Raw genomic sequence first — 25,009 nt, 5'->3', positions numbered from 1 at the left:
GGGCGGTGTCTAGAGGGCATGACTGTTCACCACGCACCCACCAAGGTCGTCGTCATCGGCGGCGGTTACGCCGGAACGCTGGCGGCCAACCACCTCCGGCTGTGCTCCGACGTCGACATCACGCTGGTCAACCCGCGTCCGAAGTTCGTCGAACGTATCCGGCTGCATCAGCTGGCAGCTGCAGGGCGCGACGCGACCGTCGACTACGGGACGCTGCTCGGCGAGGGCGTCCGGCTCGTCGTCGACACCGCTTCGCGTATCGACACCGCCGGCCGTAAGGTGCGGCTCGCGTCGGGCGCGCAGCTGGAGTACGACTACGTCATCTATGCCGTCGGCAGCACCGGCGCGCTACCGGAGACGGTTTCCGGCGCGACCGAATTCGCCTACCCGGTGGCCGAACTCGAACAGGCCGACCGGTTGCGAGCCGAGCTCGACAACCTGCATCCCGCAGCGCCGGTGACCGTGGTCGGAGCCGGACTCACCGGTACCGAAACCGCTGCCGAACTCGCCGAGCGGGGCCGCAACGTGACCTTGGTCTGCGGCGGCGGGCTGCTCCCGGCCTTTTCGGAAGCGGGCCGGAGATCGGCAGCGAGATGGCTGCGGCGCCGCGGAGTCGCTGTACTCGAGCAAGACACGGTCGCCGAGGTCCGCGCCGGGGCTGTGGTCTTCGCCGACGGGGCGGTGCGCCCGAGCGCCCTGACCATCTGGGCCACCGGGTTCGGTGTGCCGGACTTGGCATCCGTCAGCGGGCTGGCCACCGACGAGATCGGCCGGCTGCTCACCGATGAAACGCTGACCAGCGTCGACGACCCTCGAGTGGTGGCTGCCGGCGACTGTGCGGCACCCTCGGGCGAGCCGCTGCGGATGTGCTGCGCATCGGCCTCGCAGCTCGCCCCGCAGGCGGCCAACACCGTGCTGAGCAGCATCGCCGGGCAGAGACCGGCGGACATCGAATACGCATTCGCGGGATCCTGCATCAGCCTGGGCAGAAGCTCCGGGATCCTTCAGTTCGCCCGCAAGGACGACGCGCCGGTGCCGGTCTACATCGGTGGACGCGTGGGCGCCGCGCTGAAGGAGGGGATCTGCAAGGGCACGCTGTGGGGCCTGCGCCGCGGGGCCCGCAAGCCGGGTTCAGCGATCTGGTTCAAGGGTGGCCCACGTCCGGGGCGGCCCACGGTGCGCTCTAGGACGTTCGCGCAACCATGAGCACCGCAACGGAGGAACATGCCGACCGGTTCACCGTCCTGCGGCCTCTGCTGTTCACAATCGCCTACGAGATCCTAGGTAGTGCAACCGAATCCGAAGACGTGCTGCAGGACAGCTTTTTGCGGTGGTCCGATGTGGATCTCTCCACCGTGCGCGACACGAAGTCATATCTGGGGCAGCTGGTCACCCGCGAGGCTCTCAACGCCCTGCGTACTAGGTCGCGTCGGCGGGAGGAGTACGTCGGGCCATGGCTGCCGGAGCCTTTGCTGTTCCAGGAGCGTGACGCGTCCGCCGACGTCGTGCTGGCTGAGTCGGTTTCGATGGCGATGCTGGTTCTGCTGGAGACGCTCACACCCGACGAGCGGGCAGTGTTCGTGCTGCGTGAGGTGTTCGGCTTCGACTACGTCGAGATCGCGGGAGCAGTCGGTGGATCGGTGGCTGCGGTACGCCAGACCGCGCACCGGGCGAGGGAACACGTTCACGCGCGGCGCAAGCGATTCGGTCCCGTGGACTCGCGCAGGACTGCGCAGATTACCGAGAAGTTCCTGACCGCGGCCGCCACCGGCGACATGGAGGACCTGGTGTCAATGCTGGCGCCCGGGGCCACGTGGATCGTGGACCACGGCGGAAAGGCCACCGCCGTCCGCAGACCCGTGGTCGGGGCGCGCAGGGTGGCGGCGATCATGGCACGTGCGTTCCAGGTGGCCAGGAACACGCCGCAGATGCGTTTCGAAAGAGCTGTGTACAACAGCGCGCCCGCGATCGTCGTCTACACCGACGACCACATCGAAGGAGTCGTGTTGTTCGAGGTCGTTGAGGACAAGATCGCCAATCTCTACGCGATGCGGAACCCGGACAAACTGACGGGCGTCACCATTCCGAGGAAGATCACCAGGTAGTCAGGCGCCCGTCTCCCCGCACAGCGCGAACCGGCCGTCGGCGGTCTGCTCGACCAGCCCGTCGACCAGCAGCGAGTCCAGGGCGCGGTCGCGCTGGGCGGTGTCGGTCGTCCACGCCAGATCGAGTTGCTCTCGGGTCACCGGAATGTCGCTGCCCCGCAACACATCCAGCAATCGGCCCCGCACCTGACGGTCGGTGCCCGCATACTTCTGCGCGCGCCGGACCGGTCCGGTGCCCGGTGGGAAACCGCGCGACCGCCATGCGCACCGTCGCAACGGGCACATCCCGCATTTCGGTGACCGCGCCGTGCACACCGTCGCGCCGAATTCCATCAGGGCCACCGAGAACCGCGGGGCGCTGTCGTCGTGGGGCAGCATCGCATCCACATCGCCGAGGTCACGCGTGGACGGAGACCCGGCGTCGGCAAGCCCGTGCGCCGCGCGCGCCACCACCCGGCGCACGTTGGTGTCCACTACCGGGACCCGCCGACCGTAGGCAAAGCACGCGACCGCGCGGGCAGTGTAGGTACCGATCCCCGGCAGCGCCAGCAGCGTCTCGACGTCGTCGGGCACGACGTCGTCGTGTTCGTTGGCGATCACGGTGGCGCATTCGTGCAGGCGCTTCGCGCGCCGCGGATAGCCGAGCTTGCCCCACGCGCGCAGCACCTCGGCCGCGCCGGCGGCCGCGGTGGCCGACGGGGTCGGCCACCGCGCGACCCACGCCGACCAGATCGGTTCCACCCGTGCCACCGGTGTCTGCTGCAGCATGAACTCGCTGACCAGGATCTGCCACGCCGAGACGCCCGGACGCCGCCAAGGCAGGTCGCGCTGGGCGCGGGTATACCAGTCGATCAGCTCCTCCGGATCGATCATCGCCATAGGCTCAGGCAGAATGTCCGCCATGCCGAACACGAATCCGTTGACCGCCTGGAAAGCACTCAAGGAGGGTAACGAGCGCTTTGTCGCCGGCAAGCCCGAGCATCCCAGCCAGAGCATCGAGTACCGGGCCAAGCTCGCAGCCGCCCAGAAACCGACGGCCGTGGTGTTCGGCTGCGCGGACAGCCGGGTGGCCGCCGAGATCATCTTCGACCAGGGCCTGGGCGACATGTTCGTGGTCCGCACCGCCGGCCACGTCATCGACGCCGCGGTCCTGGGATCGATCGAATACGCCGTGACCGTGCTCAACGTCCCGTTGATCGTTGTGCTCGGGCACGACAGCTGCGGAGCCGTCGGTGCAACGCTGGCGGCGCTCGACGACGGTGTGGTGCCGGGTGGATACGTCCGGGACGTGGTGGAAAGGGTGACGCCCTCGATCCTGGTGGGCCGCCGCGACGGATTGACGCGGGTGGACGAGTTCGAGGCGCGCCACGTCGTCGAGACCGGCCAGCAGCTGCGGAACCGGTCCACCGCGATCGCCGATGCGGTACGTGACGGTCGGCTGGCCATCGTGGGGCTGACCTACCAACTCGCCGACGGCCAGGTGGTGTTGCGCGACCATATCGGTGACATCGGCGAGGCCTGAGACGCGACACGCCGGGCAACGTCGGACGAGGCGGCGTGACCTGGGCTTACCGTGATGATGTGCTGGATCTAGAACCACATGGGCCGCTGCCCAGGCAGATTTACTGGCGTCGCCGGGCGCTCGCCCTCGGTATCGCCGTGCTGGTCATCGGCATCATCGCGGCGGTGGTCGCCGTCGTCGCCATGAACAGCACGAGCAACGAGCAGCCGACCGCCAACGAGTCGCCGGCGGCTGAAGCGGCGCCGCCGCCGTTGCCCGGGGAGAACCCGGAGGTAAAGTCGCCGATCCAGCCGCCGGCGCAGCAGGCTCCGCCACCCACCCCGACGCCGACCGCCGCGGTCGTGCCGCCGCGCATCCTCCAGGAGGGCGACGACTGCCCGGATTCCACACTGGCGGTCAAGGGCATCACGAACCAGCCGCAGTTCATCGTCGGGGATCAGCCGAAGTTCACCATGGTGGTCACCAACATCGGCCTTGTCGCCTGCCAGCGTGACGTGGGCGCGGCGGTACTGGCAGCGTATGTGTATTCGCTGGACAACGAGCGGCTCTGGTCCAACCTCGACTGTGCGCCGTCGAACGAGACGCTGATCAAGACCTTCCAGCCAGGCGAGCAGGTGACCACCGAGGTCACCTGGACCGGGATGGGTTCGGCGCCCAACTGCCCGCTGCCACGTCAGCCGATCGGTCCGGGAACCTACAACCTGGTGGTCCAGCTCGGGAATCTGAGATCGGCGACGGTGCCGTTCATCCTCGCCCCGTCCGCTGACGCCATACCGCCGCCCGTTGACGGCGCACCGCATCTGCCGGCCCCTGGGCCGGTCGGCTGAGCCGACTGAGTTGGTGGGTCGGCAGAGCCGACCACAACTAGGCGAGCCGGTCGGCGATCGTGGACTCGGCCAGCTGGGACAGGCCTTCCCTGATGTGGCGTGCCCACATCGAGCCGATCCCGTCCACCGACTGCAGGTCGCTGGCGCTTGCAGCGAGCAGGCCCTGCAGCGAACCGAAGTTGCGAACCAGCAGATCGACGTGGGCGAACTGCAGCCGGGGGATGCCGGCCATCGCGCGGTAACCGCGCGAACTCATCGCCGAGTCCTGCGCCTCGGCTGTCGACGGGTAGCCGAAAACCCTTGCCAGCGTGGTGAAATCGAGAAGTTCGTTGTCGGACAACCCGTCGAGTTCCTCCAGCGTCGCAGTCACCTGAGCCGAGGTCGGCGGGTCGGGGTTGGCGTGGTAGTCGCGCACGATCAGCTCACGGTCGGTGTCGTTGTCGCCGACGAGCTCGTCGAGTTGCAGCTTGAGCTGACGCCCGTCGGTGCCCAGTTCGACGACGTCGGAGTCGATCTCCAAGCTGATGCGGCGCACCATCTCGAGGCGCTGGACCACGGTCATCACGTCCCGCAACGTCACGAAGTCCTCGATCTCGGCGGTCGAGAGCTGTCTGCTGACCTCGTCGAGGCGGGTCTTGTAGCGCTCCAGGGTGTCGATGGTCTGGTTGGCCCGCGACAGGATGGTCGCCGATTCGGGCACCACGTGCCGTTCACCGGCCACATACACCGTGACGATGCTCATCGAATGGCTCACCGAGATCACCGGATAACCGGTCTGGATCGCGGTTCGCTCTGCCGACCGATGCCGGGTCCCGGATTCCTCGGTCGGGATGGACGGATCGGGCACCAGCTGGACGTTGGCACGCAGGATTCGGCTGCCGTCGCTGGAGAGCACCACCGCTCCGTCCATCTTCGACAGCTCACGCAGGCGGGTGGGCGCATAGCGCACGTCGAGGGAGAAACCGCCGTCGCAGATGGCCTCCACGCTGTCGTCGTAGCCGATGACTATCAGGGCGCCGGTGCGGCCCCGCAGAATGCGCTCCAGGCCGTCGCGCAGCGGCGTCCCCGGCGCCAGCCGGGCGATTGTTTCCCGCAACGTCGGGCGCGCCAACGGCACGATCGTGCGTACAGTCCGTCCGGTCGACGACTTCACGGCCACCTCTTCCCGCGGTCTGCCCGGAGTTGCCTCAGTTCGCGCCATTCTGGCTGATTCGCCGCAGCACCTGCAATGCCGAGGTGATGTTGTCGGCGGGGACCGCGCGCAGGCCGGGCGGCGCCGACGTCACTCCTGCCGGTACCACGGCGCAGGTGAACCCGAGTCGTGCCGCCTCGGCCAGGCGGCGCTCCATACCCGTCACCCGACGCAGGTCACCCGCGAGTCCGACCTCGCCGATGGCGATCGCGGTGGTAGGTAGTGCCAGGTCGGTGTAGGCCGACGCGATCGCCAACGCGACGGCCAGATCGGACGACGAATCGGTCAGTCGCATACCGCCCACCGTCGACAGGTAGATGTCGTTGGTGCCGACCGGCAGTCTGGCCCGCTTCTCCAGCACCGCGGTGATCATCGCTGCGCGCGAGGAGTCGATCCCGCTGACCGCACGACGCGGACTGCCGCTGGCCGGTGAGCCGATCAACGCCTGCACCTCACCGATCATCGGGCGCTTGCCGTCCAGCGTGACAGTGACCGCAGTGCCCGATACCGGCTTGGGCCGCTGATCGAGGAACAGTCCGGAGGGGTCCGAGACACACTCGATCCCGTTTTCGTGCAGCAGGAAGCAGCCCACCTCGTCGGCGGCACCGAACCGGTTCTTGATGCCGCGCACCATCCGCAGCGATGACGCCCGGTCGCCCTCGAAATGCAACACCACGTCGACGAGGTGTTCCAGCGACCTCGGTCCGGCGATCGCCCCGTCCTTGGTGACATGTCCGACCAGCAGCATCGCGACGCCGGTGGTCTTGGCGGTCATGGTGAGAGCCGTGGTGACGGCTCGGACCTGGGTGACACCACCGGTTACTCCGTCAGCCTCGGTTGTCGACATGGTCTGCACCGAGTCGACGACGACGAGGCTGGGCTGTACCGCCTCGATATGTCCGAGCGCGGTCTGCAGGTCGGATTCGGCGGCGAGATACACCTCGTCGTGCGCGCACGCGGTCCGCTCCGCCCGCAGCCGGATCTGACCCGCCGACTCCTCGCCGGACAGGTAGAGCGCGCGGCGGCCGGTCGTCGCCCAGCGGTGCGCGACCTCCAGCAGCAGGGTCGACTTCCCGACCCCGGGATCACCGGCCAACAGGGTCACCGAACCGGGCACCAGGCCACCGCCGAGGACGCGATCCAACTCGCTCACGCCGGTGTGGAAATGCCGGGTGTTACCCGGATCGATGGAGCTGATCGGTACGGCGGGCGAGGCCGGGGCCACGGCGCGGCGGGTCCCCGCACCGCCGATCGCGGTCAGCGCGACTTCGTCGACGGTTCCCCAGGTGCCGCAGTCAGGGCAGCGACCCACCCATTTGGGTGTGACGTGATGACACTCAGAACAACGGTATTGCGAACGTATTTTCGAAGTTGTCCGGGCCACGCGCTGACGGTAACCGCCTAGACCGACATCACGCCGACGGCGCGGCGGCCGTGTCGCGGTCGGTCAGTGGCCTCCGCCCGAGGAATGTCCGCCCGAACCGTCTCCGAGAGGCCAGTCGCGGCGCGGTTCTTCGCCGGCGGAGACCGGTACCGCGACGGTCGTCTCTCCGCCGTTCTGGAAGGCGAAGGTGAAATCGTAGGTGAGTCCGTTGGTGATGGGCTCGCTGAGCGCCACCGTGGCTTCTGCGGCATCCACCGGCTCGACTTCCTGCAGCGCCTGGATCTGGCCGTCCGGGGTCCCGAACATCAGCGAGCCGTTCACCGGGATATCGCTGGCGCCGGTCATCGTCACCTCGCCGATGTCAGAGGTGATCGACACGATTCGGTCGGGCCGGTCTGCCGAGTTGTTCACCGCGACGAAAATGAGGTCGACCTCGGTTCCGGGCTGCACGTAGTCGGTGGTCTGGCTGGCGCGAAGGTGAATATTGCGCAAAGCGATGTCGCCGACGTTGCCGGCGGTGCCGTTGATGGCGGCCTCCTGCGTCGCGGTCTGGGAGACCTGACCGGCGCTGCAGCCGCTCACCACGACGGCCATGGCCGCGCCACAGGTCGCCAGCGCTGTGACGACAGAAGAGCGCCGATTGAAGGGATTCACTGGTGGCCTCCTGCTCAGCCGGCGAGGGGGCTTCCCCACCGCGCACCGTCGTTCGACTATGCACAGTAGTAGGTGTTGTTTTGGTGCGGTAGCCGAGGTCGGGACCGATCCCGGTGGGGCTTTCCCGGAGCCCTCGCGATGCACGGATTGGCCGGTGTGTCAACCCCTAGTGTTCACCGTCTGTGCCCCTGACCTGCATCGTTGATCCGCACCCGGTAGCGGCGCGTGTTAACATCGAGGGGTGAAAGGGGCTCGAAACTGATGATTTTTAAGGTCGGAGACACCGTTGTCTATCCACACCACGGTGCTGCGTTGATCGAGGCGATCGAAACCCGGACCATCAAAGGCGAGCAGAAGGAGTACCTCGTCTTGAAGGTCGCCCAGGGCGATCTCACCGTTCGAGTACCCGCAGACAATGCCGAGTATGTGGGCGTGCGCGATGTCGTCGGACAGGAGGGCCTCGACAAGGTCTTCCAGGTGCTGCGCGCCCCGCATACCGAGGAGCCGACCAACTGGTCGCGGCGGTACAAGGCCAATCTCGAGAAGCTCGCTTCCGGTGACGTGAACAAGGTCGCCGAGGTTGTTCGTGATCTGTGGCGCCGGGACCAGGAACGTGGGCTGTCCGCGGGCGAAAAGCGCATGTTGGCCAAGGCTCGGCAGATTTTGGTGGGCGAGCTCGCGCTCGCCGAGAACACCGATGACGCCAAGGCGTCGACGATTCTCGACGAAGTTCTCGCTGCAGCGTCCTAGCCGCTCCCGGTGGATGCGGCTGTGACACCGCCGGATATCCGCGTCGGTCTGGGTACCGACGTCCATCCCATCGAAACCGGTCGTCCATGCTGGTTGCTGTGCCTGCTGTTCGAAGATGCAGACGGGTGTGCCGGTCACTCCGACGGCGACGTCGCGGCACATGCGCTGTGTGACGCACTATTGTCGGCGGCCGGTATGGGCGACATCGGTGAGGTTTTCGGCACCGGTCTGCCGCAATGGCAGGGTGTAAGCGGAGCCGACATGCTTCGGCACGTCCGTTCCCTGTTGTCCGTCGCTGGCCTGCGCGTCGGCAACGCCGCCGTGCAGGTCGTCGGTAACCGCCCCAAGGTGGGTCCGCGACGCGCGGAGGCGCAGCGGGCATTGTCCGAGATTCTGGGTGCTCCGGTCTCGGTGTCGGCGACGACCACCGATGGTCTCGGATTGACCGGGCGGGGCGAGGGCCTGGCGGCGGTCGCGACGGCCCTGGTTTTCACCGACGAGCGCTTGCGCGAGGAGCCGGCTGGCACCGACGAGCGCTTGCGCGAGGAGCCGGCTGGGACCGACGAGCGCGTGCGCGAGGAGCCGGCGATGAGGGCAAAGCGTTAACCGGCCGGTAAGCTGGCCCGTCGTGACCGAAAGCCCCGCAGCTGTCATGCGGCTCTATGACACCTTGTCTGGCGGTGTGCGCGATTTCGTGCCGCTGCGGCCCGGTCACGTCTCCATCTACCTGTGCGGCGCCACGGTGCAGGGTCTGCCGCATATCGGGCATGTCCGCAGCGGTGTGGCTTTTGACGTGTTGCGTCGCTGGCTGACAGCCAAGGGCTTCGACGTGGCGTTCATCCGCAACGTCACCGACATCGACGACAAAATCCTGAACAAGGCGGCCGATGCGGGCCGCCCGTGGTGGGAGTGGGCGGCTACCTACGAACGTGCGTTCACGGCCGCCTACGACGCCCTGGGCGTGTTGCCGCCGTCGGCCGAACCGCGGGCCACCGGGCACATCACCCAAATGGTCGAGTTGATCGAGCGGCTCATCGAGCGAGGCCATGCCTACCGTGCCGATCAGGTTGGCAACGGCGACGTGTATTTCGACGTCTCGACCTTGTCGGACTACGGCAAGCTGTCCGGCCACCGCATCGACGACGTCCACCAGGGGGAGGGTGTCGCGACCGGCAAACGTGACCAGCGTGATTTCACGCTGTGGAAGGGCGCCAAGCCGGGCGAGCCGTCCTGGCCCACCCCGTGGGGCCGGGGCCGCCCGGGCTGGCACACCGAATGCGTGGCGATGTGTGAGTCTTATCTGGGGGCCGAGTTCGACATCCACGCCGGCGGTATGGATCTGGTGTTCCCGCATCACGAGAACGAGATCGCCCAGGCCGAGGCCGCCGGCGACGGGTTTGCCCGGTTCTGGCTGCACAACGGCTGGGTCACCATGGGTGGCGAGAAGATGAGCAAATCGCTGGGCAATGTGCTCGCCATTCCCGCTGTGCTGCAACGTGTTCGGGCTGCCGAGCTGCGCTACTACCTGGGTAGTGCGCACTACCGATCGATGCTGGAGTTCTCCGAGACGGCGCTTCAGGACGCGGCGAAGGCATACACCGGTATCGAGGATTTCCTGCATCGGGTGCGCAGCCGGGTCGGTGCGGTGGTTCCGGGGGAGTGGACCCCGAAGTTCGGCGCCGCACTCGATGACGACCTGGCCGTGCCTGCCGCGCTGGCCGAGGTGCATGCCGCGCGCGCCGAAGGTAACCGGGCATTGGACGCCGGTGATCACGACGGCGCGCTGGCACACGCCATGTCGGTCCGCGCGATGATGGGCATCTTGGGCGCCGACCCACTCGACGAGCGCTGGGAATCCCGGGACGAGACGTCCGCGGCCTTGGCGGCCGTGGACGTGCTGGTGCAGGCGGAGGTGCGGCGCCGTGGGGAGGCCAGGGCCCGCCGCGACTGGGCTGAAGCCGATGCCATTCGCGACCGCCTCAAGGAGGCGGGTATCGAGGTGACCGACACCGCCGACGGTCCCCAGTGGTCCCTGCTGGACGGAATGGACAAGTAGATGGCGGGTAACTCCCAGCGCCGCGGCGCGGTGCGCAAGGCCGGAACCAAGAAGGGCCCGACGGTCGGGTCCGGCGGCAATCGCCGCCGGGGGCTGGAAGGCAAGGGCGCGACACCGCCGGCGCACCAGCGGCCGCATCACCCAGCGGGTAAGCGGGCCGCCAAGGCGGCGCGGCAGGCCCAGGGGCGGCACAAGAAGACCGACGACACCGAGATCGTGCTGGGCCGCAATCCGGTTCTGGAGTGTCTGCGTGCCGGGGTGCCGGCCACGGCGTTGTATGTGGCACTGGGGGCGGACTCCGACGAGCGCCTCACCGAGTCCGTGCAGATCGCCGCGGACAAAGGTATCTCGATCCTGGAGGTGCCCCGCCACGACCTGGACCGGATCGCGGCCAACGGGCTGCACCAGGGGCTGGCACTTCAAGTGCCGCCCTACGATTATGCCCACCCCGACGACCTGCTCGCGCAGGCGAAAGCCGATGCAGCGCCTGCGCTGATGGTCGCATTGGACAACATCTCCGATCCGCGAAACCTGGGCGCCATCGTGCGTTCGGTGGCCGCGTTCGGCGGTCACGGGGTGCTGATCCCGCAGCGCCGTTCGGCATCGGTGACCGCGGTGGCGTGGCGGACCAGCGCCGGCGCCGCCGCCCGGCTGCCGGTGGCACGGGCGACCAACCTGAACCGCGCACTCAAGCAGTGGGCCGATGCCGGTCTTCAGGTCGTCGGGCTCGATGCCGGCGGTGACACCACGATCGACCAGCTCCAGGCCGACGGTCCGATCGTGGTGGTGGTCGGCTCGGAGGGTAAGGGGTTGTCCCGGCTGGTGCGGGAAAACTGCGACACGATCGTCTCTATTCCGATGGCCGGGCCCACCGAGTCGCTCAACGCGTCGGTCGCCGCGGGTGTGGTCCTGGCCGAGATCGCCAGGCAGCGTCGCGGCTAGTCGTTCAGAGCCCGAAAAGCTCGATCCACGCCCAGAGGCCGAGCACCGCCGCGATCAGCGTCAGCGGGGTGGTGCACAGGCCGATGCGGCTGAATTCGGCGAATCCTGCTTTCATGTCCCGTCGTACCACGCTGCGCCACAACAGGTTGGCCAACGATCCGACGTAGGTCATGTTGGGGCCGATGTTGACCCCGATGAGTACCGCCAGCACAGCGGCGGGTCCGGCGGGGGTCACGAGGGGAAGCAGTACCAGCACCGCAGGCAGGTTGTTGACGAGGTTGGACAGCACTGCGGCCACCGCGGCCAGTCCGAGCAGGGTCGTCAGACCGTGGCCGCCGGGAATCACGTGGCGCATTGCTGTTTCGAGACCGTTGCGCATGACCGCATCGACGACGACGCCCAAACACAGCACGAACGCCAGGAACGGGATGTCGACCGCTTTGACGATTGTGGCCGCGGTGGTGCGGTGGGTGGCCAGCGCGCGCGCTCCCAGGACGATCGCCCCGGCCAGCGCCGCCCACGCCGGCGAGAATCCCAGCAGCGACGTTCCTGCGAAACCCAGCAGCGTCAGACCCACGACCACCAGTGCGAACAACGGCACTTCGACAGGTTCGGTGGGTGCACTGCGCTGGGGGACCACGGCGAGGTCCTTGGCGAAAATCCAACGTAGCAGCACGAATTCGACGACGATGGCAGCCACCCAGGGTAGCGACATCGCAGCGGCGAAGTGCAGAAAGGACAGTCCGGCCGCGCTGAAGGCCAGCAGGTTGGTCAGGTTCGACACCGGCAGCAGCAGTGATGCGCTGTTGGCCAGATGTGCGGTGGCATAGGCATGAGGTCGGGCCGGTACGGCCAGCATGCGTGAGGTGGCCAGCACGACCGGTGTCAACAACACCACGGTGGCATCCAGGCTCAGGATCGCGGTGACAGCGGCGGCGATGGCGAAAACCGTTGCCAGCAAACGAGTCTGACCGCCGGAGGTGGCGCGTGCCATCAACGTGCCCGCAGCGTCGAACAGGCCGACGTCGGCACACAGCCGCGCCAGCACCAGCACGGCGGCGAGGAAGCCCACCACCGGTGCCAGGCGGCCGACCTCTGCGGCGGCGTCGTCCCACGAGATGGCGCCGACCGCGATGACCAGTCCTGCGGCCGGTACCGCGACGACGGCCTCGGGCCAGCGGTGTGGACGCAGCAACGCAAATCCCAGCACCGCGGTGAGCGCCGCGATGGACAGGCTCAGCTCCACGGGGCCGCCGGCTGCCACAGGGTCGGTAGGTGCAATCCGACACCGTCCTCGGCGGCCAGCCGGGACAGCACGTGCATGGAGAAGTCGAGGTCGTCGGCGGCGAACGGCAAGGCGCGCAAGGGCTTGTGCAGTGGTCGGAAGAAGTCATCCCAGTGGATGAGGATCACTTGGCGCGCACCGACGGCCCGGACCGTGTGCGCCCAGTAGTCGCACAGGTAGCTCTGCGGCTGCAGCCCCAGTTGTCCGACACCGAGGTAGACGACATCGGCACGGCGGCCGTCCAGTGCACCGGGCGCGAAGCCGGCGCTGCCCGCCACCAGCAGGGTGGCACCGGTCGGGCGGTGGTGTACCAGCGTCGTCCACGCCTCCCCACATCGGTAGGCCGACGCGCGGACCGGGGGAATGACCGGCGCCGTGATGGTCCCGGGGAATCGGTCCGGTGGGCAGTGGGTGCCCTCGATCAGGGTGATGTCGTAGTTGCCTGCGGTGACCGTCTGCCCCGAGTCGACCACCTCGACCCGCTGGAGCCCGTGGCCGCGGCCGATCTGGGCTGCCGAGGTGCCGCCGATCAGCCTGGCTCCGGTGAGCCCGGCCACCACGGCCGAATCCATGGCATGGTCGAAATGGGTGTGGACCGGGGTCACGGCGTCGAGTCCTCGTACGCCGAGACGGTACAGCGCCGCGTCGATCTGAGTGCGTGACGGTGTCAGCGGTCGGGTGGCGACTGTGAGAAGGCTTGGACGGGTGAAGAAACCGTCGGTCATCACGGCCGACTCGCCGTCGTCGACCAACAGGGTGGTGACCCCGGCCCAGGTCACTGTCAGCGGCGACGCCGCTGCCGCCCGCGGCAGGTCGAAATACGCGGAATGGACCCCCAGATCGGGCCGCCCGAGCTTGAGGCGCATCAGGCCACCCTATGCCGGTGCACTACCGGACGACGGCGGTGCCGAGTCCGGTTTCAGGGGGCGGGATTGGGCCCCGAACAACTCACCCCAGAAGCCGATGTACGCTCGACACCGATAATGGAAACGGTTTTCATTAGTGTGTGATGGAGGTTCGTCATGAAGCCAGGAATCCACCCCGATTACCATCCGGTCGTCTTCCAGGATGCGAACACCGGTAAGCAGTTCCTCACCCGGTCGACGCTGACCAGCTCGCGAACCGTCGAATGGGAAACACCGGACGGTGTCCGCGAGTATCCGCTGGTGGTCGTCGAAGTGACATCGGACTCGCACCCGTTCTGGACCGGCAGCCGTCGTATCGTCGACGCCGCCGGGCAGGTCGAGAAGTTCCGTCGGCGTTACGGCTCGCGCACGTCGGCCGTCAGCTCCGACTGAATCCGGTCGGGCCGCCGTCGTCGGAGCGGTCCCCGGCGCCGGCTGCCCCGGTCCTGTCGAGGTCCGGCGTGTCGAGTTCGGCCCCGTCCAGTTCGGCCCCGAGAATCTCGCAGGGGTCCTCATGCCACTCCCCGAATGGATCGTCCCAATGCGTCCAATCCTCGGGCCGGGACAGTTCGTCGTCGGTGAGCAGTGCGGCCGACAGCGCGGCGGTGATGACGTCGGGGTCGGCTCCGCAGACCAACGCGGTCAGCGCGACGTGACGGTCGCCGAAGCGCTCGTCCCACCGCAGGCTGGCCATTGCCACGCGTTCCGGATCCGGGTCGGAGGGTGCATCCCCCTCAGGGGCTGCGAGCCACTCCCCGGCATGGCCGACGCGCAGGCCACCGCCTGCCGACTCGATCCACACGACGGTGTCAGGTTGGCTCGCCAGCCAAGCGCGCCCACGCAAGCGAACCACACCCTCGAGCAGATCGTCGACCGCTGTGTGCAGGCGGAGCGGGTGAAAAGGCCGGACTGCGTGAAATTCCACCAGCTGTACCCCATGCTCGGAAACCAGCGGCGGCTCACCGGACAGCAGCGGCGCGTGCGGATCGTGGTCGCGGCCGCGGCGTGCGTTCGCCTTCAGGGCGGCCAGCGCGGCGTCCATTCGCTCGGTGCCGACCACGATCTGCGCCCGCGGTGCGAGCCGGCGCAGCACTGCCTCGGTCGTGCTGTCGGGTGCGGCCATTACCAGCACGTCGGCGAACTCGGCCTGGCCCACCACCACCTGGGCGACGGTCCGGTCGTCGTCGAGGACATCGGCGCTCAGGGCATCGGTCAGCCACTGTCCGGTGGACACCGCGGTAACCACTGCCTCGATGCGAACATCCCGAGCGGCGGGTCCGTCGATGTACCCGGGGCCCACCACGACGTCGACGTTGTTGATGTCCCAGCACAGCGGCTCTGTCTCCAGCCACGGTGGCAGGTGCACGACGATGCGGCTCACATCGTCACGACGGTGCAGCCGGCGCAACAGGATGAGCAGGTCGTTTCGGATCGTGCAGTCGACGCAGCAGTTCATCAGCTCGATCGGCCACTGCGAGGTGTGCGGCTGGTCGCCGCGGCGGATGCAGACCGACCGCACGACAACCTGTCCGTCGAAGTGGTGGCTGACGGTCAGGGTGCCGGGCGTGAGTAGCAGCGCTTCGCTGATCTGATCCGTCTTGTCCTGGCCCGCGACGATGAGCACCGGTGTCCGCTTCACTACCTCACACCCTAACGAAAATCGTTTTCATTAACACCTCGGGTGCAGCGTACGCCCGCCCGGCGCCCGGGCGAAACCGGAGGCGCTCAGTAGCTGTAGGTGTTCTCCGGTGGATCGATCTGGACGACGGAGGTGACATCGAGCTGCGGGATGAACCGGCGCGACGAATCACCTTGTCCGGCAGGAACTTTTCCCTCCACTCGGACCCACGTGCCGTCCGGAAGGTGCGCAGCTGCAGCGGTCGCCGCTCCGCCGAGGACGATCCTGGCCAACTGCGCGTCGGCGGCGCAGCACAGTATGACCACCCTCCCGAGGTCGGTACGGTCACCGTCTTTGATGGTGAACCCGGTGACGGTGACCAGCCGATCGTCGAGCGTTCCCGCCGAGTCCTGGGCGATGCGGATGAGCAGGTCGGGAAGCGACACCTCCGGTGCCGGACCGTCCGGCAGCGGCGGAAACGGCCGTCGGAGCACATCGCTGGAGATCGTCGTGACCGAAGGCCGCGCAGTCAGCGGACCGATGGCCGGCGGTACGACGAACGCCAACAATGCCACCGGCACCAGGAGTAACCAGACGATTCCCGACCGGTGCTGGTGGCCGCCGGCTCCGTGATGGCCGCCGGGTTCAGTCTCTCGGCCCCCGGCCCGGCGGACGTCGCGGACGATCGAGATGACCGCCAGCGCGATGAGCAGGCCTGCCGAGGCCAACAGCCACGGTTCCAAGGAAGGCTTCACGTAGCGGGTGAAGGCACCGCTGAGGGTGATGATCGCGGTGCTCACGCCGACGAGCAGGAGCAGGGCGTTCTCCGTTTCCCGGTTCATCGATTGCCCAGTACGACAAGGCCGACGACGGTCGCGGTCACGGTCGCGACGAGGAACGTCACCGGGGCGAACCGGACGGCGAAGGGGCGGCCGAACATTCCCGCCTGCATCGCGAAAAGCTTGATGTCGACCGCGGGTCCGACCACCAGGAACACCAGCCGCGGCAGCAGCGGGAGCATCGAGAGGCTGGCTGCCACGAACGCGTCAGCCTCCGAACACAAGGCCAGGATCACCGCGAGCAGAGCCATCACCGCGATACCGAGCAGCAGCTGGCCGGCGAGATGGTCGAACACCCAGTCCGGGACCAGCACGTGCAGCGCAGCTGCGGCGGCCGCACCCACGACCAGGAACGAACTGGCTTGCAGGAAGTCGTGGCGGGCTGCCTCGGAGAACGCCGTCCAGCGGGATCCGCCGGACGAATACTCGTGCGGGACCCGACGGGTGATCCAGTTCGGGCGCCCGAAACGTGCCCACAGCCCACCCATGATCAGCGCGGTGATCAGCGAGGCGAGGCAGCGCGCCACCACCATCGCAGGCTCGCCCGGGAAAGCGACCGCGGTGGCCACCAGGACGACCGGATTGATGGCCGGCGCGGCCAGCATGAACGTCAACGCCGCGGCGCCGACGGTGCCCTCACCGAACAATCGGCGCGCGATCGGTACCGAGCCGCATTCACACCCCGGTAGCGCCACGCCGCCGACCCCCGCGGTCAGAATGGCCGCCGACGGCCGCTTGGGCAGCCATCGTGCCAACCGGTCCGGGGTGACCAGCGCTGCCACCGCGCCGCTGATCACGACGCCCAGTGCCAGAAAGGGCACGGCCTGAACGAAGATTCCGCAGAACACGGTCGCCGCGGTGGCGACACCGGGTGTGCCCGCGACGAATTCGCGCATTGCTCCGCCGATGAGAGCGAGTCCGACCACGGCGATGACAAGAACGTGCATCGAGCTGAGTCGGCGGCGCGTTGACGGTGTCCCGACGGCCACGGCGGCCATTGTGCCACCGGGGTGGCACCGCGAGGACACATGGCGGCGGCGAGTTCGCCAGCTAAGGTGGTCGGATGGTCCTACATGCGTTTCTGGCAAAAGCGGCGTCGACCGTGGTCACGGGTGCAGTCGGGGTCGCGGCTTATCAAGGAGTGCGCAAGGCGATCGCGAAGGCTCCGATCCGGGAAGCGTCGGTGACCGCCACCGCGTGGGCGTTACGCGGTGTCCGCAAGGCCGAGGAGGGCGCCGAGTCGGCCCGGCTCAAGGCCGCCGACGTGGTCGCCGAGGCGCGCGAACGCATCGGTGAGGAGAGTCCGCCGCCCGCGGTCGCCGACATCGCGCACGATCACGACCACTGAACGTGGTGGCCCTGACCGTCGTTTCCGATGCCGCGGGCCGAATGCGCTTGCAGGCTCCGTGGTTCCGTAACGACGCTGTCCGCGCAGTCGCGATCGAGGATGCCGTCGAGCAGGTGCCCGGTGTGCGGGCGGTGCACGCCTATCCGCGTACAGCTTCGGTGGTGGTGTGGTACTCGCCGAAACGCTGTGAGCACGCCGCGGTGCTGGAGGCCATCGACTCGGCATCTGAGGTGAGTAAAGACCTGGTGCCCAAGCGCGCGCCACGGTCGGCGGATGTCACCAACGCCGATGTGCTGCGGATGGCGGTCGGCGGAACCGCGCTGGTGCTGCTCGGAGTGCGGCGCTACGTCTTCGCCCGTCCACCCTTGCTCGGGCCGACCAGTCGTGTTGCCGCGACCGGCGTGACGATCTTCACCGGCTATCCGTTCCTGCGTGGCGCCCTGCGCACATTGCGCGGCGGGCGGTCGGCGGGGACCGACGTCCTGGTCAGCGCCGCGACGATCGCGAGCCTGGTGCTGCGGGAGAACGTCGTCGCACTGACCGTCCTGTGGTTGCTCAACATCGGCGAGTATCTGCAGGATCTGACGCTGCGGCGTACCCGCCGTGCGATCGCGAACCTGTTGCAGGGAAACCAGGACACGGCATGGGTGCGGCTGGCCGATGGTACCGAGGTGGAGGTGGCCACCGACGAACTGCGGATCGGCGACGAGGTGGTGATCCACGATCAGGTGGCGCTCCCCGTCGACGGCCTGGTCGTCGACGGCGAGGCGATCGTCGATCAGTCGGCGATCACCGGTGAGAACCTGCCGGTGGCGGTGACGTCGCAGGCGCGGGTCTTCGCGGGTTCGGTGGTGGTCCGTGGTCGCCTGGTGGTGCGGGCCGAGGCCGTCGGCCGCGATACCACGATCGGTCGGATCATCTCGCGCGTCGAAGAGGCTCAGCAGCACCGGGCGCCGATCCAGACGGTGGGTGAGAGTTTCTCCCGCCGCTTCGTGCCGGCCTCATTCCTCTTGTCGGCGGCGACGCTGCTCGTCACCCGCGACGTGCGTCGCGCCATGACGATGTTGCTCGTCGCCTGCCCTTGTGCGGTCGGGCTGTCCACTCCCACCGCGATCAGTGCGGCGATCGGAAATGGCGCGCGGCGTGGCATTCTCATCAAGGGCGGGTCGCATCTGGAACAGGCCGGGCGAGTCGATGCGGTGGTGTTCGACAAGACCGGAACCCTGACTCTGGGTCGACCGGTCGTCACGAATCTCGTCGCCTTCCATAAGGACTGGGAGCCGGAGCAGGTATTGGCCTATGCGGCGAGTTCGGAGATCCACTCGCGGCACCCGTTGGCCGAAGCGGTGATTCGTTCCACCAAAGAGCGGCATATCGAGATCCCGCCGCACGAAGAGTGCGAGGTGCTCGTCGGGCTCGGCATGCGGACCTGGGCCGACGGGCGCACACTGCTGCTGGGCAGCCCGTCGTTGCTGCGCCAGGAGAAGGTGCGGGTGACCAAGAAGGCCACCGAGTGGGTCGAGAATCTGCGCAAACAGTCCGAGACGCCACTGCTGCTGGCAGTGGACGGCAAGCTCATCGGTCTGATCAGCCTGCGGGACGAGATCCGCCCGGAGGCGGCGTCGGTGCTTCATCAGCTGCGGGCCAACGGCGTTCGCCGCATCGTGATGCTCACCGGCGATCATCCCGACGCCGCCGCAGCAGTCGCCGAGCAACTCGGGATCACCGAGTGGCGGGCTGAGGTTCTCCCGGAAGACAAGCTGGCCGCCGTCCGCGAATTGCGCGATCAGGGCCATACCGTGGCGATGGTGGGCGACGGTGTCAATGATGCTCCGGCCCTGGCGGAGGCCGACATCGGAATCGCCATGGGCCTCGGCGGCACCGACGTCGCGGTCGAGACCGCCGATGTGGCGCTGGCCAGCGATGATCTGCAACGTCTGCTTGATGTGCGCGATCTGGGTGGTCGCGCGGTGGACGTGATCCGGCAGAACTATGCGATGTCGATCGCCGTCAACGCGATCGGGCTGCTGATCGGGGCGGGCGGTGCGCTGTCCCCGGTGTTGGCGGCGGTGCTGCACAATGCGTCGTCGGTGGCCGTGGTGGCCAACAGTTCCCGCTTGATCCGCTATGAGCTCGTCGAGGACGGGCGCTAGCACCGCCTCCCGGGTCCGCGGTCGAATGGAACGCCGGCTACTTCACGCCGTAAACGACATAGTCGTCGAGGTACTGCCACAGGGTGCCGGTCTCGGTGAATCCCGCAACCCGTAGCGCCTCTGTGTGCAACGCCGCTGTGGTGTCCAGGTTTTCGGGCGCGTCGCCGAACCGGCGGTCACGTTCGGCGACCAGTTCGGCGAATCCAGCGAGGCCCCGCAAGGTGTTCCACCAACCATCCCAGTCGGCGACGCCCTGACCGAAGGCTGCCTGCTGGTGCTCGTGGTCGTCTCGCGTGCTCACCGCGTGCAGGACCGCACCCACCGGATGCGACAGATGATCGGCGTTGAAAAACAGTCCGCGTGTGTCGAGCACGGTGGCCAGGGTTTGATAGAGACGAATCAGGTCCGGTGTGGGTAGCCAGTGCAGGGCGGTGCTGGAGACCACGATATCGGGCTTCGCGATACCGAGCGCGTCCGGCCAGGACGGGTCACGCAGGTCGGCTTCGATGACAGACAGGCGATCGGAGTAGTCCCGCAGGTTGTGTCGAGCCAACTCCAGAAGTGCCGGGTCGTAGTCCAGGGCGATGACGTTCACCTCGGGGAAGCGCTGCAGGATGAGCTTCGAAAATGAGCCCAGTCCCGCGCCGATGTCGAGGACGGTGGTCAGGTCCGGACGCGCATAGGCCGTCGTGTCCAGGATGACATCGAACCGCTGAGAGCGATTCCGGACGTATGCGCTCTGCTGTCGCTCCCACGCATCGATGAGCTCGTCGATGAGCTGTTCTGACACTACCGCGCTCACAGGGCGTCCTTTCGTCGTGGGCTCCCGCCACCTGCGGAGCCCGACTGGGCTACTCTCATGCCGTGGCCATGATAATGAAAATCATTACCATCAGTGCTACCGGTGTGCTCGCCCTCGGTGCGACCAGCTGCGCCGCCGACGGTACCGAGGCTGCAGCACCTGAGGCGCAGAGCGCGCAGGGGGCACAAGGTGAAGGAATCGTGGATTACCCGCTGAGCCTGGAGAACTGCGGTGTCGAGGTGACGTACCCGGCGCCACCGCAGCGCGCCGTGACACTGAATCAGACGGCGGCCGAGATTCTCCTACGCCTCGGCGTAGGGGACCGTGTGGTCGGAACGGGATACGAGATCGAAGAGATCAGCGAGGACATCGCTCCGCAGTATGACGCGATTCCACAGCTCTCGGCGCACGGTCAGGAGATCAAACACGAGGCCCTGTTGAATGCACAGCCCGACTTCGTCTACTCGTCGTTCGCGAGTTTCCTCACGGCCGAGCAATCGGGAAGCCGGGAGGAACTGCATCGTCTCGGCGTGCCGACGTACCTTACGGAGTTCGACTGCTCCTATCACGTGGCTGTACCCAACGCGAGCTTCGAGCTGCTTTTCGACGAGTACCGCGACATGGCCCGAATCTTCGACGTACCCACCCGAGGTGAGCAGCTGGTAGCAGATCAACAGGCGGTCATCGATCGCGGAGTCGATACCGCTCGGGGGATCGAAGGCAGCCCCACGGTGATGTGGTTCTACTCCACCTTCGGTGGTACGCCGTACGCGGCCGGGCCAGGAGGCCTGCCGCAGTATGTGTCGGAGCTTGTCGGGGTGAAGAACATTTTCGATGACGCGTCTACGAAATGGCCGGAGGTCAGTTGGGACGAGGTCGCGGCGCGAAATCCCGACGTCATGGTGCTGGCAGATTTGACCCGCGGTGAACCCGGCGACACCGCGCAGGAGAAGATTGAGCTCCTCAAATCCGATCCGCTGACCAGAGAACTGCCGGCGGTCCGAAACGACCAGTTCGTGGTGATACCGGGCAGCTACATGGATCCCGGCTATAACAGCGCATATGCAGTCCCGGCTCTGGCTGAGGGCATCGTCGGGCTCCGATGACCGACGTGACACTCGAAGCCGCGTCAGGCCGGCCGCGAGCACCGGCGGGGTCGACATTCCGACGTGCCGGGTCGGCAAAGACGATCGTCGGACTCATCACTGCCGTTGTCGTACTTGTGTTCTCGGTGGTCGCGGCATCGATGGTCGGCACCGCAGACGTTACCCCCCTGCAGGTGCTCTCGACGATCCTGCGGCACCTCGGATTGGGCGCTCTCGCCCCGACTGAACCACTTCCGCCACTACTTGACGCCCTCGTATGGCAGTCGCGAGTGCCGCGGGTGCTCCTCGCGGGGGTCGTCGGTGTCGCGCTGACCGTCTCGGGTGCCGTACTGCAGTCGGTGACTCGCAACCCGCTGGCCGATCCGTATCTGCTCGGCGTCTCATCCGGTGCATCCACCGGAGCCGTCGCGGTGCTTCTGCTCGGGATCGGCGGTGGACTGACACTGTCGGCGGGCGCTTTCGTCGGAGCCCTGGCGTCCTTCGGTGTGCTGCTCGCCCTGATCGGCGGCGGCCGGGTGGCCAATCCGGCCCGGGTGGTCCTGACCGGGGTGCTGGTCTCTCAGTTCTTCGCCGCGGTGACATCGGTGATCCTCATGGTCAGCGGCGATGCCAATTCGACCCGAGGCTTCACCTATTGGCTGCTTGGGTCGTTGGCAGGAGCACGGTGGGAGCCGGTGGCGCTGGCAAGCATCACGGTCATTGTCGGCGTGGTGGCGATCTACTTCTTCGCTCCCGCACTCGATGCGTTCACTTTCGGTTGGGACGCTGCCGGAGCCCTCGGGGTCAACGTGGTCACCGCTCGGTTCTGGCTGATGATCCTCAGCGCGTTGGTGACCGCCGCGGCCGTGGCAGCCTCTGGCGCAATCGGTTTCATCGGCCTGCTCATACCGCACGTGGTACGCATCCTGATCGGGCCGATGCATCGCAGCCTACTGCCGATGTCCGCCGTGGTCGGCGCGGTGTTCCTGATCTGGGTGGATACGTTTGCTCGAACGGCATTCTCGCCCCACGAACTGCCGGTCGGTGTCATCACCGCGCTGTTGGGGGCACCTGCCTTCGCCATCGTGCTGCGCAGGGTGAGTTCCTGATGGGAGTCATTGTCGCGCGCGGAGTCTCGCTGACCGTCAAAGGCAGTCGCATCCTCTCGGACGTCAACCTGGAAGCGCGCTCGGGTCAACTCGTCGGCCTGCTCGGGCCGAATGGATCTGGCAAGACGACGTTGCTTCGAGTTCTTGCCGGACTGATGGTCCCGCAATCCGGCACGGTGCGCCACGACGGTCACGATCTGCGCAGCCTGCGGCGCCGCGACATTGCGACCCGGCTCGCGGTGGTCGAACAGGACTCGGTCGCCCATGTCGACCTGACCGTCAGACAGGTGGTCGAGCTCGGCCGCATCCCGTTTCGAGGACGATTCGACGCTCTGACGGCCAAAGACAACGAGATGGTCGATGATGCGCTCGCCAAGGTCGATGTCGCGGGGATCCAGCACCGCAGCTGGCACACTCTGTCCGGTGGTGAGAGACAGCGTGCGCAACTGGCCCGTGCGCTCGCTCAAACCCCGAAAGAGATTCTTCTCGACGAGCCCACAAACCACCTCGACATCCGGCACCAGATCGAGCTGTTGGAGCTGCTGAACTCGATCGAAGCGACGTGCGTGATCGCACTCCACGATCTCAATCTGGCAGCACGCTACTGTGACCATCTCGTGGTGCTCGACGGTGGCCGCGTCGCAGCGGAAGGTCCCCCGGAAGACGTGCTGACTGTCGAGCTGATGGCGCGGGTGTACGAAGTCGAGGCGTCCATCGACGATGACAGCGCATCGGGCGCAGTTCGGGTTTCCTTCCTGCGGGCGAGGACGTAGACATGCCGCACTCGTATCGCTAGCTGGTGACGGAGAGGGGGAGGCTCAGCGATCCCTGGTGTGTGGCGATCGAGAAAACGTAGTCACCGTCGACGGGCACGGGCAGACGGATTGGTGCGCAGAAGAAGCCGATCCGACCGCCGAGACTGTTCTGGGGAACATCGAGAACTAATCGGTGCGGCTCTCCGGCGGGCGTGCTGATGGTGACGTCGACGACGGGGGCCTGGTCGAACGGTTGGGGCTGAAGAAGAACAACCAGTGTGACCATGGCGATCCGGTCGGGCCGCGCGATGAATCTGTCGACGACTCCTCCGCGGACGTCAAGCTTGTTGTTGACAACCGAGGCGGTTTCGGCGAGAAAGGCACCTGTGACGATCACGAGCCCACGGTAACAAGGAGCGAAGCCAACCCACCGGCGCACGTCTGGATTCAGTGATCAACAGCGGTCGTCAGGGATGCACGCAATGCCTCAAGCTCGGATACTGCGCATGCCCGCGATCGCAGCCCCGATGCAGGCGGCGGCGACAGTTACTGCGAACCAGGGAAATACGGCCGCAAGCTCCCACTGTGTGGCGGCCCAGCCGGCGATGAGCGTGGGCACCGCCATTGCCGAATAGGCGAGCAGATAGAACGCCGACATCGTCTCGCCGCGTCGCCCCGCGGGGACCACGTCAGACAGATGACGCAACGATCCGCCGAAACCGAGACCGAACGTCGTTCCGAGGAGTGCCGCGGCGACGAACACCAATTGCCATTGGTGGGTGAGCAACACTGGGATGGTGAGCAGCAGTGACACCGCCATCCCGGCGTCACCGATGATGGCGGCGTACCTCGCCGGGATTCGGGTCGCTGCCAGTTGCGCGAGCGCCGCGGCGAACGCGGTGGTGCCGACGACTGCGCCTCCGAAGACGAGGTTGTCGATGTGGGTCTGATGCGCGGCCAATGACGGATAGAGGGACAACAGCACGCCGAGCACCGACCACGAGGCCATCGCGCCCAGCGCGGAGAACCAGAAGTCGCCACGGATCTCCAGAGGCACTGCGGGCCTGGCGATTCTGATGGGGCCGCGGGTGCGCGCCGTGTGCGGTTCGCGCAAGGCCAGCAAACCCACGCCGACGATCAGACAGATCACCGCAACGACCGCGTACGGCGTGCGCAGGGGGTGCGGCGCGTACTGCGCCAACAGTGCCGACCCGAGGATCGCTACGGTCATTCCGATGTTGAAACTGACGCCGCTGAGCTGCCCGGCCCGCACGCCGTGGTCGGGCCGCAGATCCAACAATGCGGCAGCGCCGGCCACCACGATCGAGCCCACGGCCGCGCCATGGATGGTGCGGGCGAGCAGCAGCGTGGCCATACTGTCGGCGACCAGAAACACTCCGAGTCCGATCAACAGAGCAACCAGAGCGCCGATGAGCACTGGCTTACGGCCGACGACATCGGAGATCCTGCCCGCCACGAGCACCGCCGCCAGTGCGGCGACGGCATATACCGCGAACACGATGGTGGTGGCCAGGGGGGAGAGGTGCCAGTTCGACTCGTAGATCCCGTACAACGGCGCCGGCAGCCCGGACACGCCCAGAGCGACGCCGCTGAGAACGAGCAGCAGCGGATACGCCCACCGCTGCGGCTGGACGATCGTGCTGTCGAGTGCTACCAC

General features: G+C 67.2%; 25 protein-coding genes and 1 pseudogene. 14 read left to right on the top strand and 12 right to left on the bottom strand.

All coding sequences use genetic code 11. The annotated features are described in order from the left end of the window. The first annotated feature begins 18 nt into the window (after window positions 1–18). Together ACNUDN_RS24420 and sigJ are read left to right on the top strand one after the other, a co-directional pair. Window positions 19–1,206, top strand: a complete 1,188-nt coding sequence (locus ACNUDN_RS24420) for an NAD(P)/FAD-dependent oxidoreductase (RefSeq protein ID WP_419124293.1) — start codon at window positions 19–21, stop codon at window positions 1,204–1,206. Next, entirely contained in the window at window positions 1,203–2,105 is a 903-nt protein-coding gene (gene sigJ / locus ACNUDN_RS24415) for an RNA polymerase sigma factor SigJ (protein ID WP_419124292.1), read from the top strand. The genes ACNUDN_RS24420 and sigJ overlap by 4 nt, the downstream gene beginning before the upstream one ends. Here sigJ and ACNUDN_RS24410 read toward each other — a convergent pair whose 3' ends face one another. After that, window positions 2,106–3,008, bottom strand: coding sequence for an iron-sulfur binding domain-containing protein (locus ACNUDN_RS24410; protein WP_419124291.1), 903 nt, complete (start codon window positions 3,006–3,008; stop codon window positions 2,106–2,108). Here ACNUDN_RS24410 and ACNUDN_RS24405 point away from each other — a divergent pair. Next, window positions 3,007–3,627 carry a carbonic anhydrase gene (locus ACNUDN_RS24405; protein ID WP_419124290.1) on the top strand — a complete coding sequence of 207 codons (621 nt, stop codon included), beginning with the start codon at window positions 3,007–3,009 and terminating at the stop codon, window positions 3,625–3,627. The genes ACNUDN_RS24410 and ACNUDN_RS24405 overlap by 2 nt on opposite strands. A 59-nt stretch (window positions 3,628–3,686) precedes the next feature. Further along, window positions 3,687–4,454, top strand: a complete 768-nt coding sequence (locus ACNUDN_RS24400; RefSeq protein ID WP_419124289.1) for a hypothetical protein — start codon at window positions 3,687–3,689, stop codon at window positions 4,452–4,454. Between the two features lie 37 nt (window positions 4,455–4,491). Here the strand turns inward: ACNUDN_RS24400 and disA are convergent, their stop codons facing one another. From disA to ACNUDN_RS24385, 3 genes are all read right to left on the bottom strand, one after another. Continuing rightward, on the bottom strand, window positions 4,492–5,613 hold the full coding sequence (disA, locus tag ACNUDN_RS24395) for a DNA integrity scanning diadenylate cyclase DisA (protein WP_419125295.1): 1,122 nt from the start codon (window positions 5,611–5,613) through the stop codon (window positions 4,492–4,494). A 28-nt stretch (window positions 5,614–5,641) separates the two neighbouring features. Beyond that, complete coding sequence (gene radA / locus ACNUDN_RS24390) at window positions 5,642–7,030, bottom strand: DNA repair protein RadA (protein ID WP_419124288.1); 1,389 nt, start codon at window positions 7,028–7,030, stop codon at window positions 5,642–5,644. A gap of 63 nt (window positions 7,031–7,093) precedes the next feature. Then, window positions 7,094–7,684, bottom strand: a complete 591-nt coding sequence (locus ACNUDN_RS24385; protein ID WP_419124287.1) for a copper chaperone PCu(A)C domain-containing protein — start codon at window positions 7,682–7,684, stop codon at window positions 7,094–7,096. A 261-nt stretch (window positions 7,685–7,945) separates the two neighbouring features. Between ACNUDN_RS24385 and carD the strand changes: the two genes are divergently transcribed. The 4 genes and pseudogenes from carD to rlmB all read left to right on the top strand — a co-directional run bounded on the left by carD (window position 7,946) and on the right by rlmB (window position 11,432). Next, complete coding sequence (gene carD / locus ACNUDN_RS24380; protein WP_011892341.1) at window positions 7,946–8,434, top strand: RNA polymerase-binding transcription factor CarD; 489 nt, start codon at window positions 7,946–7,948, stop codon at window positions 8,432–8,434. Window positions 8,435–8,470: 36 nt separating this feature from the next. Then, window positions 8,471–8,923, top strand: a pseudogene (ispF, locus tag ACNUDN_RS24375) (2-C-methyl-D-erythritol 2,4-cyclodiphosphate synthase); the annotation flags it as partial. Window positions 8,924–9,086: 163 nt separating this feature from the next. Then, window positions 9,087–10,490: a cysteine--tRNA ligase gene (cysS, locus tag ACNUDN_RS24370; RefSeq protein ID WP_419125294.1), complete on the top strand. Its 1,404-nt coding sequence runs from the start codon at window positions 9,087–9,089 to the stop codon at window positions 10,488–10,490. Continuing rightward, window positions 10,491–11,432 carry a 23S rRNA (guanosine(2251)-2'-O)-methyltransferase RlmB gene (gene rlmB, locus ACNUDN_RS24365; protein WP_419124286.1) on the top strand — a complete coding sequence of 314 codons (942 nt, stop codon included), beginning with the start codon at window positions 10,491–10,493 and terminating at the stop codon, window positions 11,430–11,432. Between the two features lie 4 nt (window positions 11,433–11,436). On the opposite strand, the gene ACNUDN_RS24360 is transcribed toward rlmB, so the two are convergent. After that, complete coding sequence (locus ACNUDN_RS24360) at window positions 11,437–12,678, bottom strand: SLC13 family permease (protein WP_419125293.1); 1,242 nt, start codon at window positions 12,676–12,678, stop codon at window positions 11,437–11,439. Beyond that, a complete protein-coding gene (locus ACNUDN_RS24355) occupies window positions 12,669–13,583 on the bottom strand; it encodes an MBL fold metallo-hydrolase (protein ID WP_419124285.1) in 915 nt (304 codons plus the stop codon). The genes ACNUDN_RS24360 and ACNUDN_RS24355 overlap by 10 nt, the downstream gene beginning before the upstream one ends. A gap of 156 nt (window positions 13,584–13,739) precedes the next feature. Here ACNUDN_RS24355 and ACNUDN_RS24350 point away from each other — a divergent pair, with 156 nt between their 5' ends. Further along, window positions 13,740–14,015 (top strand): type B 50S ribosomal protein L31, encoded by a 276-nt coding sequence (locus ACNUDN_RS24350; RefSeq protein ID WP_419124284.1) that lies wholly within the window; start codon window positions 13,740–13,742, stop codon window positions 14,013–14,015. Here ACNUDN_RS24350 and mrf read toward each other — a convergent pair. The 3 genes from mrf to ACNUDN_RS24335 form a co-directional block, all read right to left on the bottom strand. Next, window positions 14,002–15,261, bottom strand: a complete 1,260-nt coding sequence (mrf, locus tag ACNUDN_RS24345) for a ribosome hibernation factor-recruiting GTPase MRF (protein ID WP_419124283.1) — start codon at window positions 15,259–15,261, stop codon at window positions 14,002–14,004. The two genes, ACNUDN_RS24350 and mrf, sit on opposite strands and share 14 nt — an antisense overlap. An 86-nt stretch (window positions 15,262–15,347) precedes the next feature. Then, the gene (locus tag ACNUDN_RS24340; RefSeq protein WP_419124282.1) at window positions 15,348–16,082 is read right to left on the bottom strand and encodes a TIGR03943 family putative permease subunit; all 735 of its coding nucleotides are present in this window, start codon (window positions 16,080–16,082) and stop codon (window positions 15,348–15,350) included. After that, window positions 16,079–17,077, bottom strand: a complete 999-nt coding sequence (locus ACNUDN_RS24335) for a permease (RefSeq protein ID WP_419124281.1) — start codon at window positions 17,075–17,077, stop codon at window positions 16,079–16,081. The genes ACNUDN_RS24340 and ACNUDN_RS24335 overlap by 4 nt, the downstream gene beginning before the upstream one ends. A gap of 65 nt (window positions 17,078–17,142) precedes the next feature. Here ACNUDN_RS24335 and ACNUDN_RS24330 point away from each other — a divergent pair, with 65 nt between their 5' ends. Then, on the top strand, window positions 17,143–17,427 hold the full coding sequence (locus ACNUDN_RS24330; protein ID WP_419124280.1) for a DUF1490 family protein: 285 nt from the start codon (window positions 17,143–17,145) through the stop codon (window positions 17,425–17,427). Window positions 17,428–17,432: 5 nt separating this feature from the next. Continuing rightward, window positions 17,433–19,580, top strand: a complete 2,148-nt coding sequence (locus ACNUDN_RS24325; RefSeq protein ID WP_419124279.1) for a heavy metal translocating P-type ATPase — start codon at window positions 17,433–17,435, stop codon at window positions 19,578–19,580. 37 nt (window positions 19,581–19,617) lie between these two features. Here the strand turns inward: ACNUDN_RS24325 and ACNUDN_RS24320 are convergent, their stop codons facing one another. Beyond that, window positions 19,618–20,382 carry a class I SAM-dependent methyltransferase gene (locus ACNUDN_RS24320; RefSeq protein ID WP_419124278.1) on the bottom strand — a complete coding sequence of 255 codons (765 nt, stop codon included), beginning with the start codon at window positions 20,380–20,382 and terminating at the stop codon, window positions 19,618–19,620. A 68-nt stretch (window positions 20,383–20,450) separates the two neighbouring features. On the opposite strand from ACNUDN_RS24320, the gene ACNUDN_RS24315 reads away from it, so the two are divergent. Genes ACNUDN_RS24315 through ACNUDN_RS24305 form a run of 3 tightly spaced genes read left to right on the top strand, consistent with a single transcriptional unit; the run spans window position 20,451 to window position 23,349 of the window. Next, on the top strand, window positions 20,451–21,488 hold the full coding sequence (locus tag ACNUDN_RS24315; RefSeq protein WP_419125292.1) for an ABC transporter substrate-binding protein: 1,038 nt from the start codon (window positions 20,451–20,453) through the stop codon (window positions 21,486–21,488). After that, the gene (locus ACNUDN_RS24310; RefSeq protein WP_419124277.1) at window positions 21,485–22,576 is read left to right on the top strand and encodes a FecCD family ABC transporter permease; all 1,092 of its coding nucleotides are present in this window, start codon (window positions 21,485–21,487) and stop codon (window positions 22,574–22,576) included. The genes ACNUDN_RS24315 and ACNUDN_RS24310 overlap by 4 nt, the downstream gene beginning before the upstream one ends. After that, complete coding sequence (locus ACNUDN_RS24305) at window positions 22,576–23,349, top strand: ABC transporter ATP-binding protein (RefSeq protein ID WP_419124276.1); 774 nt, start codon at window positions 22,576–22,578, stop codon at window positions 23,347–23,349. The genes ACNUDN_RS24310 and ACNUDN_RS24305 overlap by 1 nt, the downstream gene beginning before the upstream one ends. Window positions 23,350–23,368: 19 nt before the next feature. Here ACNUDN_RS24305 and ACNUDN_RS24300 read toward each other — a convergent pair whose 3' ends face one another. Next, window positions 23,369–23,728 carry a hypothetical protein gene (locus ACNUDN_RS24300; protein WP_419124275.1) on the bottom strand — a complete coding sequence of 120 codons (360 nt, stop codon included), beginning with the start codon at window positions 23,726–23,728 and terminating at the stop codon, window positions 23,369–23,371. A gap of 90 nt (window positions 23,729–23,818) precedes the next feature. Next, complete coding sequence (locus ACNUDN_RS24295) at window positions 23,819–25,009, bottom strand: MFS transporter (RefSeq protein ID WP_419124274.1); 1,191 nt, start codon at window positions 25,007–25,009, stop codon at window positions 23,819–23,821.

This window comes from Mycobacterium sp. smrl_JER01 (genome assembly GCF_048513595.2).
Taxonomy (GTDB): Bacteria; Actinomycetota; Actinomycetes; order Mycobacteriales; family Mycobacteriaceae; genus Mycobacterium.
This window is presented reverse-complemented; position numbering and strand designations above follow the sequence as displayed.